General features: G+C 74.3%; 12 protein-coding genes and 1 pseudogene. 3 read left to right on the top strand and 10 right to left on the bottom strand.

The window, feature by feature from the left end; translation table 11 throughout:
• Positions 1 to 144: 144 nt before the first annotated feature.
• The 9 genes and pseudogenes from QF032_RS28325 to rimP all read right to left on the bottom strand — a co-directional run bounded on the left by QF032_RS28325 (position 145) and on the right by rimP (position 11,733).
• The gene (locus tag QF032_RS28325; RefSeq protein ID WP_444875856.1) at positions 145 to 3,384 is read right to left on the bottom strand and encodes a serine protease; all 3,240 of its coding nucleotides are present in this window, start codon (positions 3,382 to 3,384) and stop codon (positions 145 to 147) included.
• Between the two features lie 346 nt (positions 3,385 to 3,730).
• A pseudogene (locus QF032_RS28320) lies at positions 3,731 to 4,399 on the bottom strand (trypsin-like peptidase domain-containing protein); the annotation flags it as partial.
• Between the two features lie 252 nt (positions 4,400 to 4,651).
• Complete coding sequence (gene truB, locus QF032_RS28315; protein WP_306949013.1) at positions 4,652 to 5,557, bottom strand: tRNA pseudouridine(55) synthase TruB; 906 nt, start codon at positions 5,555 to 5,557, stop codon at positions 4,652 to 4,654.
• Positions 5,557 to 6,006, bottom strand: coding sequence for a 30S ribosome-binding factor RbfA (rbfA, locus tag QF032_RS28310; RefSeq protein ID WP_306949014.1), 450 nt, complete (start codon positions 6,004 to 6,006; stop codon positions 5,557 to 5,559). Before rbfA ends, truB begins: the two co-directional genes overlap by 1 nt.
• Before the next feature lie 52 nt (positions 6,007 to 6,058).
• Entirely contained in the window at positions 6,059 to 6,352 is a 294-nt protein-coding gene (locus tag QF032_RS28305; protein WP_057579505.1) for a DUF503 domain-containing protein, read from the bottom strand.
• Between the two features lie 180 nt (positions 6,353 to 6,532).
• A complete protein-coding gene (infB, locus tag QF032_RS28300) occupies positions 6,533 to 9,673 on the bottom strand; it encodes a translation initiation factor IF-2 (protein WP_307046327.1) in 3,141 nt (1,046 codons plus the stop codon).
• Between the two features lie 147 nt (positions 9,674 to 9,820).
• The gene (locus QF032_RS28295; protein WP_266725972.1) at positions 9,821 to 10,117 is read right to left on the bottom strand and encodes a YlxR family protein; all 297 of its coding nucleotides are present in this window, start codon (positions 10,115 to 10,117) and stop codon (positions 9,821 to 9,823) included.
• Between the two features lie 102 nt (positions 10,118 to 10,219).
• The gene (gene nusA / locus QF032_RS28290) at positions 10,220 to 11,206 is read right to left on the bottom strand and encodes a transcription termination factor NusA (protein ID WP_307046325.1); all 987 of its coding nucleotides are present in this window, start codon (positions 11,204 to 11,206) and stop codon (positions 10,220 to 10,222) included.
• A gap of 2 nt (positions 11,207 to 11,208) precedes the next feature.
• Positions 11,209 to 11,733, bottom strand: coding sequence for a ribosome maturation factor RimP (rimP, locus tag QF032_RS28285; RefSeq protein ID WP_306949017.1), 525 nt, complete (start codon positions 11,731 to 11,733; stop codon positions 11,209 to 11,211).
• A 242-nt stretch (positions 11,734 to 11,975) separates the two neighbouring features.
• On the opposite strand from rimP, the gene QF032_RS28280 reads away from it, so the two are divergent.
• From QF032_RS28280 to QF032_RS28270, 3 genes are all read left to right on the top strand, one after another.
• Positions 11,976 to 12,605, top strand: a complete 630-nt coding sequence (locus tag QF032_RS28280) for a hypothetical protein (protein ID WP_307057957.1) — start codon at positions 11,976 to 11,978, stop codon at positions 12,603 to 12,605.
• Positions 12,602 to 13,102, top strand: a complete 501-nt coding sequence (locus QF032_RS28275) for a ferritin-like domain-containing protein (protein ID WP_307057955.1) — start codon at positions 12,602 to 12,604, stop codon at positions 13,100 to 13,102. The genes QF032_RS28280 and QF032_RS28275 overlap by 4 nt, the downstream gene beginning before the upstream one ends.
• Before the next feature lie 131 nt (positions 13,103 to 13,233).
• Entirely contained in the window at positions 13,234 to 14,133 is a 900-nt protein-coding gene (locus QF032_RS28270) for an aminoglycoside phosphotransferase family protein (protein ID WP_307057952.1), read from the top strand.
• 304 nt (positions 14,134 to 14,437) lie between these two features.
• Here the strand turns inward: QF032_RS28270 and QF032_RS28265 are convergent, their stop codons facing one another.
• Positions 14,438 to 16,141, bottom strand: a complete 1,704-nt coding sequence (locus QF032_RS28265; protein ID WP_307057950.1) for a proline--tRNA ligase — start codon at positions 16,139 to 16,141, stop codon at positions 14,438 to 14,440.
• Positions 16,142 to 16,238 lie beyond the last annotated feature (97 nt).

Raw genomic sequence — 16,238 nt, 5'->3', positions numbered from 1 at the left:
TGTCCGTGTCTGCTCTTGCCTCTTACGCAGGACTAAGGGTGCCATGCCGGGTGCTTCCCGCCCGCATCGGCATGGAGGCTGTGACCCGGCCCACGTGAGACGGCCCACGTGAGCGGGCCCATGACCGGCTCGCGCACCGCGGCGTCACACCGTCACACGCGGCTCCGCCCCACTCGCCGACTCCGGCTCACTCCCCCGCCACTGCCCCTGCCCGTGCGCGGCCCCGGCACCGACACCGGACCCGGTCAGGTACTCCAGAGCGCGGCGGGCGCTGGGGCCGACCACGCCGGCCCACTCTCCGGGCGCCTCCGACAGCCACTCCACCGCCCGCGCGGCGAAACCCGGCACATGCCGGCCCAGGTCGACCAGCCCGCGGTCGAAGCAGGTCGCGCCTTCCGGGGTGCGGACGAGGAGGCGGCCGATGCGGTGGACGAGGTCGCGCAGGTCTTCGCCGTCGCGGCCCGCGGCCGCGTACAGGACGGCGTACAGGACGGCGGGGGCCTGCTCGCGGGCGAGGAGGTGTTCCAGGAGTTCGTCCCGCAGCGGGCGGGACCCGGGCGCGCCGGGGGCGGCCAGCACCCCGGCCAGCGCGGCCCGGACCGGCTCCGGACTCCCGTCGGCCAGCAGGCCTGTGACCAGCGGGAGGACCACGGGGCGGGCGTCGGGCCCGTGGTCGAGACGCCGGTCGACGTACGCGGCCACATGTCCTGCGCACTCGGGCCGGGACTCACCGGCCTCCTGGACCAGGACCGCGATCCGGCGGGCGGGGGCGGAAGGGGTGGTGACGCCGGCGAGCGTCCGCAGGATCCTGCCCGCGTCCGCCCGGTCGCTCCCGAGCAGCCGCGCCCGGAAGGCGTCCAGCACCGGCCCGGGGTCGGTGGACAGGGCGGGCAGCAGCGCGCCGGGCGGGAGATACGGGTCGTCGACGGCCGCGAACCGCTCCAGGGCACGCGGCAGGTGCCGCGGCCGTGTCTCGGGGTCGCGGACGAGGAGTGCGAGCGCCCCGCCGTGCAGCGCGCCGTCGGCGGGACGGGCGAGCAGGTCCAGGGCGGCGTGCCGGAGCAGGCGGCGGTCGGCCTCCATGGCCACACGCGGCGCGGCGCGCAGGGCGTGTGCGACCGCCGCGACCCTTCGGGCCGGGCGCTCGTCGTGCGCCCAGCGGTCGACGGCCCGGCACAGCGCGGACGGCTCCTCCTCGGCCAGCACGGCGAGCAGTTCGGCGGCGCGGTGGTGAGGGCAGTCGACGAGCACGTCGGTGAGGTCGTCGAGGGCCCGGCGTCGATGGGTGTGCAGCAGGGCCTGCGCGGCCGTCGCCACCGTGGCGTGCGGGGTGGCGGGCAGCGGCCGCTCGTCGTCGAACCAGTGTGTGAGGTGCGGCTGCACGGCGGCCGGGTCGGCCGCGAGGAGACCTGCCACGACGTCCAGGTAGCGGGGCGCGTCCGCGTCGTGGGGGGCGCCGTCGGCGAGGACCAGGCGGCGCAGGAGGTCGAGGCGGGCGTCGCAGGGGAGGGTGAGTTCCGTCCAGAAGCCGGGGCCGAGGTCCGCGAAGGGGCCGCCGGTCTCGGCGGCGCCTGCACCGACGCGGTCCGCCAGCAGGCGCAGGACGCCCGTGTACGGCGTCGCGTCCGGGACGCGCAGCAGGGTTCCGGCGAGCAGCCGGGCGGCCCACCAGGAGCCGGGGTCGGCCTCCAGGGAGTGGATCAGCTCACGCAATCGCGCGGCGAGCCGGTGAGGGCCCTGGTGCCGGCCCAGGAGCAGCAGGGCCTGGATCACGGGGCCGATGCGGTGATGCGGCACGGGCGGCCGGTGGCCGTCGCCGGGCGCGTCGGGACGGTGGACCAACGCGCGCAGCGCCTCGTCCAGGTCGAGGTGGAAGCCCTGGATCCAGTCGGCGAGTTCCTCGTGGGCGAAGCGGTAACCGCCGCCCGCGGGCACCAGGAGGCCCTCGGTGAGGACGGCCGACGCCCAGCCGCTGCCGCCGCCGAGCCGGGCAGGCGCCGGTCCCCAGGGGAACACCGCTTCGAACGAGGCACGGTCCAGCTGGCCCTGTCCCGGTCCCAGGCTGCGGCGGGCGGCCTCGTGGACCTGTCCGGAGACCTTCGCCGCGAGACGGCGCACGGCCGCGCCCCGCAGTCCGTTGTCGACGGCGATGCGGACGGCGACGCGCAGGCACATCAGGTCGAGATGGGCGGCGAACACGGCGTCCCGGTCGACGGGGGTCCGGTCGACCGGGGTCAGGTCGGCCTGGGTCAGGTCGGCCTGGGTCCGGTCCGCGGGGCCGGGCAGGGCGGCCCGGACCTCGGCGAGGAGTCGGAGGGTGAGGGGGTGACGGTCGTCGGGCGCGGCGAGCGCGTTCTCGGGGACGGCGTAGCGGGCGCGGGCCTCGCGCGCCTCGTCGGGGGTGAGGTCGCCGAGGCGGACGCACGGCGGTAGCGGGCCCGCCGCCGCAGCGGTCCCGTACAGCGTCTCCGGCGGGAACCGCGCGCCCGCCCGCTCCCAGTACTCCGCCCGGCACGCGACCACCAGCCGGGCGCCGGTCTTCCGCAGCCAGTCGGCGGTGCCCTCGGTCCAGTCGGCGAGCCGGTGGGCGAGGACCGGGGACATCTCCTCGGGGCCGTCGAGGAGCAGCAGCAGGGGGCGGCCTGCGGCCCGGGCGACACGGGCCAGCCGCTCGGGGGTGACGTCGTCCGGACCGGCGCCGCCCGACGAGTCACCGAATGAACCGAACAGACCGGATGAGACGGGTGCAGCGGGTGCGGCGGGTGAGCCGAACGCACTCGCCGCGGCCGCCCTGCCCGAGGCCCCTGCCGTCCCCGGTGTCTGCGCCGTCTGCGCCGTCCCAGGCATCCCTTGGGTCCCCGGCGTCTGCGAGGTCGCCGGCGGGTGCGTCGGGCCGGAGAAGGCGGTCCGCGGCGTGCTCCGCCCCGCGGTCACGATGCGTGCCGCCCTGGCCAGGGCGCGGCGGACCGCGTCGGCGAGCGAGTCGTCCTCGGCCCGCAGGTCGGCGCCGCGCAGCCACAGGGTGGGTTCCTGGCAGGGCGCCCGGTAGCGGCGGGCGGCGAGCGCCGCGAGCTCCGTCGTACGGCCGCTCCCCGGTGCTCCGACGAGGCCGAGAACGGCCGCCGGGCTCACCGCGAAGGCGGCGAACTCCCCTGCGGGATGCGCGCGTTCCACCGGGGCCGTCGCGACGGGACGGGAACCGCCGACGGTGCCGCCGAGGAAGCCGGACAGCGCGCCGGGCGGGCCGTCCGACGCGACAGAGGTGGCCGTCAGCTCCAGGACGCCCGCCAGATTGAGGTCCGCGCCGTACGCGGGCACGGTCGCCGCGTTGCGGGCGAGCAGTTCGGCCAGGGGCCCGCCGGCCTGAGCCGGCACCGCCCGCACGTCGCCCTCCCCGGGCGGTGAGCCGCCGTCCGGAACCCCCGCCGCCGCGGCGTGCGCCGACCCGGTGCCCGCGGCCCCGGCCGTGGGCGCCGACCCGGTGCCCGCGGCCCCGGCCGTGCCCCGGCATCGGTACCCGTGTCCGACCCCGAACCCGACCCCGAATCCGTGTCGGGTCCCCCGCGGCGGTGCGGCCGACCCGGCACCCGTCGTGACCGCGCCCGCCGTGGCACTTCCGCCGTCCCGACCCACATCCGCACCCGCGCCTGTCGCCGAGTCGGCCCCGTCTCCGGCCGCCGGGCCGCCGACGGCCACCCGGGCTCTCTTGGCTCACCGGTGCGTCACCGGGCGGCGTCGTGGGTGTGGGGCGCAGGGCGACGGCGAAGCCGGTGTCGCGGGGGCCGGAGCGCAGTGCCGTGCCGAGGACGGCGACGACCGCGCCGGTGGCGGCGTCGAGGACCGGCCCGCCGGCCGCGCCGCCGCCCAGCCGCAGCGCGTCCCGGCCCGCCGTGCCGATCGCCAGCTCGATGGCCCCGCCGAGCAGGTGGAGGCGGTCCGTGGCCGTGTACGTCACGGGCGTCTGGGCCAGGACCCGCGCCTCGCGCCAGCAGCCGGCGATCAGCCGGACGTACCGGCCGGGCTCGACGCCCTCCCGTACGGTCACCGGCAACGGGTCCGCGCCGAGGCCTTCGGTGCGGACGAGCGCCAGATCGAGCTCGGGCAGCGGGGTGACCGCGTCGGCGCTCACGACGCAGCTGCGGTCGCCCGCGGCGTGGACCACGAGCCGGGAGAGGCCGTCGACCGCCTCGTGGCTGGTGAGCACCGTGCCATGGTGGTCGGCGACGAAGCCGGCGCCGCGTGGCCGGCCGGCCAGGTCGCGGATGCGGACCAGGGAGGCGTCGGCGCCGAGGGGAACGCCGGGATCGTCGTCGCGGGTGCCGCCAGGATCCGTCCGGCCGTCCCGCGACGTGCTCCTCAGGGAGTCGTGCCGCGGTGTCCGCGGGCCCCGTCCCGCCATCGCCGTACCTCCCACCGCGCCCGCGTGCCCTCCGGTCGACGGTAGGCGCGAACGATCAGCGGGACGGATCGCGGAACGAAAGCGCCCCCCTGCACTCCCTCGGTTCACTCCGAGCGCCTGCCCGGACGGGTGAATGAACACCCGGCGTCGGACGCAGGCTAGAGGTGGGGGAACCGAGGGGGGACCGTGGAGCGGCGGCGCAGCACCCCGTGTTCGCCGCCGCTCCACGGACAGTCCGGAAGCGAGGACGGCTCAGCCGAGCACGGCGAGGCTCTTCGCCTTGCCCTTCTGCTCCTCCACCAGGGCCAGGAAGCGGCCCTCGGGGTCGAACACGGCCACCGCGCCCGCGCCCGCGTACTCGTCGGGCATCTCCAGGCGTACGCCGTTCAGGAGCAGCCGGGCGCGTCTGGCGTCCACGTTCCAGCGGGGGAACGCCGCGGCGGCCGCGTCGGCGATCGGCAGCACGCTCAGCTCCTGCTGCAGCTGGTCGAGGGTCTTCGCCGCGTCCAGCTTGTACGGGCCGACGCGGGTGCGGCGCAGGGCGGTGAGGTGGCCGCCGACGCCGAGGTCCGCGCCCAGGTCCCGGGCGAGGGCGCGGATGTACGTGCCGGAGGAGCAGACGACCGACACCACCAGGTCGGTCACCGGGGTGCCGTCCTCGGCGACGGCGTCACGGACGTCGTACACCGAGAAGGCCGAGACGGTGACCGGGCGGGCCGGGATGTCGAAGTCCTCGCCGTCCCGGGCGCGCTTGTAGGAGCGCACACCGTTGATCTTGATGGCGCTGACCTTGGACGGCACCTGCATGATGTCGCCGCTCAGCTTGGCGATGCCCGCGTCGATCGCGTCCCGGGTGACCTTCGAGGCGTCCGTGGACCCCGTGATCTCGCCCTCCGCGTCGTCGGTCAGGGTCGTCTGGCCGAGCCGGATCGTGCCCAGGTACTCCTTCTCGGTGAGCGCGAGGTGCCCGAGGAGCTTCGTCGCCTTCTCGACGCCGAGGACGAGAACGCCCGTCGCCATCGGGTCGAGCGTGCCGGCGTGGCCGACGCGGCGGGTCTTGGCGATCCCCCGCATCTTGGCCACGACGTCGTGCGAAGTGAAGCCCGACGGCTTGTCGACGATGACAAGGCCGTCGGGCGTGTTCTGCTTGCCGTTCATCAGGCGGAGTCGTCCGTCTCGTCCTCGTCGCCGGGCTTGCGGTACGGGTCGGCCTCGCCGGCGTACCCGGCGCCCGCGGACACCTCGCGGACCTTCTCGTCGGCGGCGCGCGCCCTGTCGAGGAGGTCGTCGATGGTGCGGGCGTTGTCCGGCAGGGCGTCGGCCACGAAGGCCAGCGTCGGCGTGAACTTCACGCCGGCCGCACGGCCCACCTCGGAGCGCAGGACGCCCTTGGCGCTCTCCAGGCCCGCCGCCGCGGCCGCCCGCTCCTCGTCGTCGCCGTACACGGTGTAGAAGACGGTCGCTTCCCTGAGGTCGCCGGTGACCCGGGTGTCCGTGATGGTGACGTGGGAACCGAGCCGCGGGTCCTTGATCCCGCGCTGCAGCTTCTGGGCCACCACCTCTCGGATGAGGTCCGCCAGCCTCTTGGCGCGCGCGTTGTCGGCCACTGGTCCGTCTCCCGTTCTTTCCTTGTTGCGTTCTTCACGTGGTCGGTCGGTGTCAGTCGTCCTCGCCGTGGAAGCGGCGCCTTACCGACAGCAGCTCCACTTCGGGGCGGGCGGCCACCAGCCGTTCGCACCGGTCCAGGACGTCGGTCAGATGCTCCGCGTCACCGGAGACCACGGCGAGGCCGATCTCGGCCCTGCGGTGGAGGTTCTGATTGTCCACCTCGGCCGCGCTCACCGCGTACTTGCGCTGGAGCTCGGCGACGATCGGACGGATGACGGAGCGCTTCTCCTTCAGCGAGTGCACGTCGCCGAGGAGGAGGTCGAAGGACAGTGTCCCCACGTACATGTGTAACCGGTTCACCCGCCGGTACGGGATCGACGGCCCTGCCGCCAGGGGGCAGGGACATCAAGAACGGTACAGCGTTCACGGCGGTGACTCGACGGGGTTTTGCCCGCTCACGTCCGCCGGACGCCGCACCGGCCGGCGGGGAAGGATCCCCCGCCGGCCGGTGCGCACCACGGGTGCTTACACCCGCGGCTTCTCCCGCATCTCGTACGTCGCGATGACGTCGTCGATCTTGATGTCGTTGAAGTTTCCGAGGTTGATACCGCCCTCGTAACCTTCGCGGATCTCGGTGACGTCGTCCTTGAAGCGGCGCAGGCCCTCGATGTTGAGGTTCTCCGCGATGACCTTGCCGTCGCGGATGAGGCGCGCCTTGGTGTTGCGCTTGACCTCGCCCGAGCGGACCAGGACACCGGCGATGTTGCCCAGCTTGGACGACTTGAAGATCTCGCGGATCTCCGCCGTGCCGAGCTCGACCTCCTCGTACTCCGGCTTCAGCATGCCCTTCAGGGCCGCCTCGATCTCCTCGATCGCCTGGTAGATGACCGAGTAGTACCGGACGTCGACGCCCTCGCGCTCGGCCATCTGCGCCGCGCGGCCCGCCGCACGGACGTTGAAGCCGATGACGATGGCGTCCGAGCCCATGGCCAGGTCGATGTCCGACTCCGTGACCGCACCGACGCCGCGGTGCAGGACGCGGATGTCGACCTCTTCGCCGACGTCCAGCTGGAGCAGGGAGGACTCGAGGGCCTCCACCGAACCGGAAGCGTCACCCTTGATGATCAGGTTCAGCTGCTGGACCTCGCCGGCCTTCAGGGCGGCGTCCAGGTTCTCCAGGGAGAACCTGCGCGTGCGCTTGGCGAAGGCGGCGTTCCGCTCGCGGGCGGCACGCTTCTCGGCGATCTGGCGGGCGGTGCGGTCCTCGTCGACGACGAGGAAGTTGTCGCCCGCACCCGGGACGTTGGTCAGGCCCAGGACCTGGACCGGCGTCGACGGGCCGGCCTCGGCGACGTTGTTGCCGTTGTCGTCGAGCATGGCGCGCACCCGGCCGTAGGCGTCGCCCACGACCATCGTGTCGCCGACCCGCAGGGTGCCTCGCTGCACGAGGACCGTCGCCACGGCGCCGCGGCCGCGGTCGAGACGGGACTCGATCGAGATGCCCTGCGCGTCCTGGCTGGGGTTGGCCCGCAGGTCGAGCGAGGCGTCGGCGGTGAGGATCACGGCCTCCAGCAGGGAGTCGATGTTCAGACCCTGCTTGGCGGAGATGTCGACGAACATCGTGTCGCCGCCGTACTCCTCGGCCACCAGACCGAACTCGGTGAGCTGACCGCGCACCTTGGTCGGGTCGGCGCCCTCGACGTCGATCTTGTTGACCGCGACGACGATCGGGACCTCGGCCGCCTTGGCGTGGTTGAGCGCCTCGACCGTCTGCGGCATGACGCCGTCGTTGGCCGCGACGACCAGGATCGCGATGTCCGTCGACCGGGCACCACGGGCACGCATGGCGGTGAACGCCTCGTGACCCGGGGTGTCGATGAAGGTGATCGCGCGGTCCTCTTCGTTGACCTGGGTCGAGACCTGGTAGGCACCGATGTGCTGGGTGATGCCGCCGGCCTCGCCCGCGATGACGTTCGTCTTGCGGATGGCGTCGAGCAGTCGGGTCTTTCCGTGGTCGACGTGACCCATGACGGTGACGACCGGCGGACGGACCACCAGGTCTTCCTCGTCGCCCTCGTCCTCGCCGAACTCGATGTCGAAGGACTCGAGCAGCTCGCGGTCCTCCTCCTCGGGGCTGACGATCTGGATCGTGTAGTTCATCTCGCCGGCGAGGACCTCGAGGGTCGCGTCGGAGACGGACTGCGTGGCCGTGACCATCTCGCCGAGGTTCATCATCACCGCGACGAGCGACGCCGGGTTGGCGTTGATCTTCTCGGCGAAGTCGGTGAGGGACGCACCGCGCGACAGGCGAATGGTCTCGCCGTTGCCGCGAGGCAGCATCACGCCGCCGACCGACGGGGCCTGCATGGCCTCGTACTCCTGGCGCCTCTGCCGCTTCGACTTGCGGCCGCGACGCGCGGGACCGCCGGGACGACCGAAGGCGCCCTGCGTGCCACCACGGCCACCGGGGCCGCCGGGACGTCCGCCGAAGCCGGGACGACCGCCGCCGAAGCCGCCGCCGCCACCGGGACCGCCGCCGCCGGGACGACCGGCGAAGCCGCCGCCGCCACCGGGACGGGCGCCGCCGCCGGGACCGGCCGGACGACCGGCGAAGCCGCCGCCGCCGGGACGACCGCCGCCGCCGGGACGACCCGCACCGCCGCCGCCACCCGGACCGCGGCCGCCGGGGCCGCCGCCGGGACGCGGGCCGGCAGCGGGACGCTGCGGCATCATGCCGGGGTTCGGACGCGGACCGCCGCCGGGACGCGGACCGCCGGGGCCTGCGCCCTGCGGGCGAGGCATGCCGCCCGGGCTCGGACGGGCGCCGCCCGGGGACTGCGGACGGGGACCGCCACCCTGACCGCCGGGGGACTGGGGACGGGGACCGGCGCCGGGAGCACCCGGGCCGCCGGGACGCGGGGCGCCCTGCGGACGGGGCGCCTGCGGACGCGCCATGCCGGCGTTGCCGCCGGACGTGAAGGGGTTGTTGCCCGGACGCGGACCGGCCGGACGGGCGCCGCCCGGACGGGCCGCGCCACCGGGACGCGGACCCTGCGCGGCGGCCGGACGCTGACCGCGGTCACCGCGGTCACCGCGGTCACCACGGTCGCCGCGGTCCTGGCCGGCGCCGGGGCGGCCGGCGGCGGGACGGGGCGCGCCGGGGCGCGGACCCTGCGAGGCCGGACGCGGGGCGGACTGGGCCGGAGCCGCGGGCTGGGCCTGAGCCGCCGGAGCGGCGGGGGCCGACGGCGGAGCGGTGAACTCCGGGGCGGCGGGCGCCGGACGCGGGGCGGGCTTGGGGCCCGGACGCGGGCCGGGGGTCGTCGGCGCGGGGGCCGACGGGGCCGACGGGGCCGACGAGGCGGCAGGGGCGGCGGGAGCCGCGGGCTGCTGAGCCGTCGGAGGCTTGGGGGCGGCCGGCCGCGGAGCAGCCGGGCCCGGACGGGCCGACTGCGCCGGAGAGGGCGCGCCGGGCCTGGGGGCTGCCTTGCGCGGGGCGGGCTTGCCGCCGCCCTGGAAGGCATCTGTCAGTTTGCGGACAACGGGCGCCTCGATCGTCGAGGACGCCGAACGGACGAATTCACCGAGTTCCTGGAGCTTGGCCATGACGACCTTGCTCTCCACCCCGAACTCCTTGGCGAGTTCGTATACCCGGACCTTAGCCACTTCGCTCCTTTTAGGTCCGGGTGTGTCCGGACCGTCGCTACTTCATGGGCGTACTCATCGCGTGCTCATCGAGTGCTCATCGCAATCTCGACCTACTTCCAACTCGCGGGGTACCAGAGCCGCACGGGGGTTCCGTGAGACGCCTTCTTACGGTGTTGCCTGCTCGGCAACGGTCGTCTGCTCGACGTACTGGCGCAACACCTTTGTGTCGAGCGCTCCCGGGGCTCGCAACGCCCTCGTGAACGCCCGCCGGCGTACCGCCTGATCGAGACAGAACGGGGCGGGATGCAGATACGCACCCCGGCCGGGCAGCGTACCGCGTGGATCAGGGACACATGCGTCCTTGATCGCCACGATGCGCAGCAGCTCCGTCTTGGCCGCTCGCTCCCGGCACCCCACACAGGTGCGTTCAGGGCATACTCCGGCGTGCGTCCGGCCAGACACAGCTAAGTCTACCTCCCCGCGCCGACCTCATCCCTTCGGGGCTGGAGTCGAACGCTTGCCGCACAGAACTCTGACGTGATCTCAGCCCACTCAGGCCGAGATCTATTCCTCAGCCTGTTCGGTGTCCGGACGGATGTCGATCCGCCAGCCGGTCAGGCGGGCGGCGAGACGGGCGTTCTGCCCCTCCTTGCCGATCGCCAGGGACAGCTGGTAGTCCGGCACGGTCACCCGCGCGGAACGGGCCCCGAGGTCCACGACCTCCACCTTGGAGACGCGGGCCGGGGACAGGGCGTTCGCCACCATCTCGGCCGGGTCGTCCGACCAGTCCACGATGTCGATCTTCTCGCCGTTGAGTTCGCCCATGACGTTGCGCACCCGGCCGCCCATGGGGCCGATGCAGGCGCCCTTGGCATTCAGGCCCGAACGGGTGGACCTGACGGCGATCTTCGTGCGGTGACCGGCCTCGCGGGCGATGGCGGCGATCTCGACGGACCCGTCGGCGATCTCCGGCACCTCCAGCGCGAAGAGCTTCTTCACCAGGTTGGGGTGCGTCCGGGAGAGGGTGACGGACGGGCCGCGCACGCCCTTCGCCACCCGGACGACGTACGACCGCAGTCGCAGGCCGTGCGGGTACGTCTCGCCCGGCACCTGCTCCTGCACCGGCAGGATGGCCTCCAGCTTGCCGATGTCCACGAGCACGTTCTTCGGGTCGCGGCCCTGCTGGACCACGCCGGTGACGATGTCGCCCTCACGGCCGGCGTACTCGCCGAGCGTCGCGTCGTCCTCGGCGTCGCGCAGGCGCTGCAGGATGACCTGCTTGGCGGTGGTGGCGGCGATACGGCCGAAGTCGGACGGGGTGTCGTCGAACGTACGGGGCTCCTGCCCCTCCTCGATGTCCTCGGGGTCCTCCTTCGCCCACACGGTCACGTGCCCCGATTGCCGGTCGAGCTCCACGCGCGCGTGACGGCGGCTTCCCTCGGTGCGGTGGTAGGCGATGAGGAGGGCCGACTCGATCGCCTCGACCAGCAGGTCGAAGGAGATCTCCTTCTCCCGCACCAAGCCCCGCAGGGCGCTCATGTCGATGTCCACGGCTACGCCTCCTCTTCCTTCTCGTTGCTGTCGCTGTGGTCGGCCGAGCCGTCCTTGCGGTTGAACTCGACCTGTACGCGCGCCTTGTCGACGTCGCCGAAGGCGAGTCGGCGGGCGGTGGCCTTGCGGCCCTTCACGCCGGGCACCTCGACGTCGAGCCCCTCGTCGTCGACCGTCAGGATCCGGGCGACCAGCTCGCCGCCCGCGCCGAGCTGGAAGCGGACCAGCCGGCCGGTGGCGCGCACGTAGTGCCGGTGTTCGGTGAGGGCGCGCTCCGCGCCCGGGGTGCCGACCTCGAGGGTGTACTCGCCCTCGCCCATCGCGTCCGTCTCGTCGAGCTTCGCCGAGAGCACGCGGCTCACATCGGCGATCCGGTCCAGGTCCGCTCCGGTGTCGGAGTCGACGACGACGCTCAGCACTCTTCTGCGGCCTACCGAGTCCACGGTGATCTCCTCGAGATCCAGACCCTGGGAGGCGACGAGCGGTTCCAGGAGCTCTCGCAGCCTCTCGCTCTGGGTGGTGCTCATCCGGGTGACTCCTCGGCCGCGTGTGCTGTTGTGGGTGGGGGCTCGTGTCTGGTCAAAGGGTATCCGGTCGCAGGGAGTGTTGCCGTCCACCTGTGCACGGAGGGTGGCGTGGGCTCCCGCGCGCGGTGCCGCTGAGTGGTGCGCGGGGGCCGCGCGGGTACGGTGATCACGGGTTCGCCGCCCGCCAGGACAGGTCCGGGTACCGGTCCGGGTTCCGTACGAGTTCGCCGAGGACGTCTGCCGTGCCGCTCCCCCACCCCTCGCGCACCCCCTCGGGGCCGCGCAGAAGAACCCTGCTCGCCTCGGCCGCCGGGGCCGCCCTGCTGACGGGCTGCTCCGCCGGTCCCGAGGAGAGCGCGAAGCGCGCGAGCGGCACCCCGTCGGTGGCTGAGCGGGTACGCGCGCGTGCGGCGCAGGAGAGCAGCGGTCTGGTCGCGCGGTACGACGCCGCGCTCGCCGTCCATCCGGCGCTGGCGGCGCGGCTGGCTCCGCTGCGGGCGGAGGTCGTCCGGCATGTGGCGGCGTTCGGGGGCGTCGGCACGGCGTCCCCCTCCCCCACGGCAACCGGCGACCGCACCGGCACCGGACCCGGCACCGGCGGTCCCTCGGCCCCCGTCACCGGCTCCGCCCCCGCGGCGCCCGCGACCGCGCCGGCCGGCGTCTCGGCCCCACCGTCCGCCGCCCCGCCGTCCGCCGTCGCCCCGGCGACCGAGCGGGACGCCCTCGTCGGGCTCGCCGCCGCCGAGCGGGCGCTCGCCGACCGCCGGGCCGCGGAGCTGCTGGACGTTCCGGGCGAGCTGGCCCGGCTGCTCGCCTCGGTGGCGGCGGCCGGCGCGGCGCACGCCTATCTGCTGACGGAGGGAACGCGATGAGCGGGGAGACGGGCGCGGAGCTGACGGCGCTCCAGGCGGTGCTGGCCGCCGAGCACGCCGCCGTGTACGGGTACGGGGTGGTCGGCGGCCGCGTCGGCGAGGGCCGGAGCACCGAGGCGCGGGCGGCCTACGACGCGCACCGGGCTCGGCGGGACGCGCTGGCGCGTGAAGTGCGCGGTCTGGGCGCCGAGCCGGTCGCCGCGAGCGCCGGCTACGCGCTGCCGTTCCCGGTGGCGGACTCCGCGACGGCGGTCCGGCTCGCCGCCGACCTGGAGGACCGGGTGGCCGGGGTGTACTCCGACCTGGTGCGGGCAGCCGCGGGAGCACGGCGGCGGGACGCCGCGAGTGCGCTGCGGGAGGCGGCGGTCCGCGCGGCGCGCTGGCGGGGCGGGAGCGTAGCCTTCCCTGGGCTCGCCGAGCGCAACGGTACGGATCCGGCCACGGGCTCGGCGTCCGCGGCGGCTCCGGACGCGGCCGCGGGAGCGATCGCGCGTTAGACGTGGGCTCGGGCGACGGCCCGTGTCGCGGCGACGGGCTCGGGTTCGGCGGCGACAGGCGGCGGTTGCGGCGACAGCGGCCGCGGGGACGCCCACGGCTTGACCGGGAGACGGAAGGGAACGACTCGCGCATGGTTTTCGAACCGCCTCAGCGTCTGGTCCGAGCGCTCGGTGAGACGGCACCGGACGGTGACGGCTGGTTGGAGACGCTGCCTCAGGCGGTTCGACAGGCCGTCGCGCTACGCGAGTTGACCGTCGACCGGGTGCAGGCGCCGGGCGGCCGGACCAGCCTCGTCGTGCTGGTGCGGCGGGCGGACGGGTCGCCGGCCGTGCTGAAGCTGGCCCCGCCCCGGTTCCGGCCCGAGGCCGAGCGGGCCGCGCTGACCCACTGGGACGGCCTGGGCGCCGTCCAGCTGCTGGAGGGGCCGACGACGCCCGGGGCACTGCTTCTCGAGCGGCTGCACCCCGACGTGTCCGTGCGGTCCCTGCCCGAGGCGAAGGCGCTGCTGGAGGCGGCCGGGACGCTGCGGCGGTTGTGGGTGGAGCCCCCGGTCGGCCATCCCTTCGAGAGCGTCGCCGAACGCACCGGGCGGCAGGCGGAGGCCATGCGGGCGAGCGCCTCGGCCGAGCCCGACGTGGCCGCCCTGGTGGACGCGGCGCTCGCCGCGCGCGAGGGCCTGCTGGCCGCGCCGCCCGAGCATCTCTTGCTGCACGGGACGTTCCGGCAGAGCAAGGTGCTGGCGGGCGAGCGGATGCCGTGGCTCGCGGTGGGGCCGGACCCGGTGGCCGGTGAGCGCGCGTTCGATCTCGCCCGGCTGGTGCGGGACCGGGTGGAGGACCTGATCGCCTCGCCGTCCGGGGCGGCGAGTACCCGCCGACGGGTGAAGCGGCTCGCGGAGTCGCTGGAGCTGGACCAGGAGCGGGTACGGGGCTGGACCCTGTTCCGGGCGGTGGAGTCCGGCGTGCGCGCGCTGCGGGTGGGACGCCGCAAGGACGCGGAGCTGCTGCTGGAGTTCGCCGGCTGGCTCTAGCTGGGGCGTGTTTCGAAAGTAGCGTCGTCCGCCCGCAGGGCGGGGCCGGCGGCGTCTGGTGCGTGCGATCGGGGCGCGCCGTCGCCCGGGGGTCGGACGGCTCCCCTCGTCCGACCCGATGTGTGCGGTCCCCCGTACCTGTTCCGCGGCCGCCATGACCGTTCCCCTCCGTGATGTGACGTTCTGTCACGCCCCACGGTCGGGGAACGGTCCTGGAGAACCCGGTGAGGCAGCCGTACGCCTCACCGGGTTCTCTCCGCGACGACCAGAACCTCCGGGACGGCTCTTCACGTCGCGCGGGGCGTCACGCGGTGAGGCGGGCGATCGCCTCGTCCACCGTGAGCTCCTCGCGCTCGCCGGTCCTGCGGTCCTTCAGCTCCAGGACGCCCTCGGCGGAGCGGCGGCCCGCCACCAGGATCTTCGGCACGCCCATCAGCTCGGAGTCGGTGAACTTCACGCCCGGGGAGACGCCGGGCCGGTCGTCGACCAGGACGCGCAGTCCGGCCGCGCGCAGCTTCTCCGACACCTCGAGCGCCAGCTCGGTCTGCAGGGCCTTGCCCGCGGCGACGACGTGCACGTCGGCCGGGGCGACCTCGGCGGGCCAGCACAGGCCCTTGTCGTCGGCGGTCTGCTCGGCGAGGGCGGCGACCGCGCGGGAGACGCCGATGCCGTACGAACCCATGGTCACCCGGACCGGCTTGCCGTTCTGTCCGAGGACGTCGAGCTTGAGGGCGTCGGCGTACTTGCGGCCCAGCTGGAAGATGTGGCCGATCTCGATGGCGCGGTCCAGGTGGAGACCGGTGCCGCACTGGGGGCAGGGGTCGCCCTCCTGGACGACGACGACGTCGACGTAACCGCCGACCTCGAAGTCACGGCCCGCGACGACGTTCTTCGCGTGCGTGCCCTCCTTGTTGGCGCCGGTGATCCAGGACGTGCCGGGAGCCACCCGCGGGTCGGCGATGTACGTGACCTTCTCGCCCAGGCCCTGCGGACCGACGTACCCGCGGACCAGGTCGGGGCGGCCCACGAAGTCCTCGGCGGTGACGAGTTCGACGGCGGCCGGGGCGAAGTGCGCCTCGACCTTGCCGAGGTCGACCTCGCGGTCGCCGGGCACGCCGACGGCGACGATCTCGCCGTCCACCTTCACCAGAAGGTTCTTCAGGGTCGCTGAGGCCGGCACGCCGAGGTGGGCGGCGAGGGTCTCGATGGTGGGGGTGTCCGGGGTGGGGATCTCCTCGAGCGCGGGCACGCCGTCGGCGTCGACCGGCTTCAGCCCGTAGGTGATCGCCTCGGTGTTGGCCGCGAAGTCGCAGTTCGGGCAGTCGGCGAAGGTGTCCTCGCCGGCGCCGGCCGGGGCCAGGAACTCCTCCGACTTCGAGCCGCCCATGGCACCCGCGGTGGCGGCGCAGATGCGGTAGTCGAGGCCGAGACGCTCGAACACCTTCTGGTAGGCCTGGCGGTGCAGGGCGTACGCCTGGGCCAGGCCCTCGTCCTCGGTGTCGAAGGAGTAGGAGTCCTTCATGAGGAACTCGCGGCCGCGCAGGATGCCGGCCCGGGGACGGGCCTCGTCACGGAACTTCGTCTGGATCTGGTAGAGGATGACCGGCAGGTCCTTGTAGGAGGAGGCCTGGTCCTTCACGATCAGCGTGAAGATCTCCTCGTGGGTCGGGCCGAGGAGGTAGTCGCCGCCCCTGCGGTCCTGAAGGCGGAACAGCTCGGCACCGTACTCGTCCCAGCGGCCGGTCGCCTCGTAGGGCTCGCGGGGCAGCAGGGCGGGGAGGCTGACCTCCTGGGCGCCGATGGCGTCCATCTCCTCGCGGACGATGCGCTCCACGTTGGCGAGGACCTTCTTGCCGAGCGGCAGCCAGGACCAGATTCCGGCGGCGGTGCGGCGGACGTAGCCCGCCCGGACGAGGAGCTTGTGGCTGAGGACTTCGGCGTCCGCCGGGTCGTCGCGCAGCGTCTTCGCCATCAACTGGGACATGCGCTGGACCGGTGCGTTGGCCATGGTTCTCGTACTCCTGCCGATGGGGTCCTCCGTCCCGGGCGAGGCCGGGAGCGGGGAAGGTGGTGGCTGGCGCCGCGCCCGGGCGGGTTCACCGGCT

It is taken from the genome of Streptomyces achromogenes, from assembly GCF_030816715.1.
Classification (GTDB): domain Bacteria; phylum Actinomycetota; class Actinomycetes; order Streptomycetales; family Streptomycetaceae; genus Streptomyces; species Streptomyces achromogenes_A.
The sequence above is the reverse complement of the archived record's forward strand: the minus strand, read 5'-3'. Positions and strand labels throughout refer to the sequence as shown.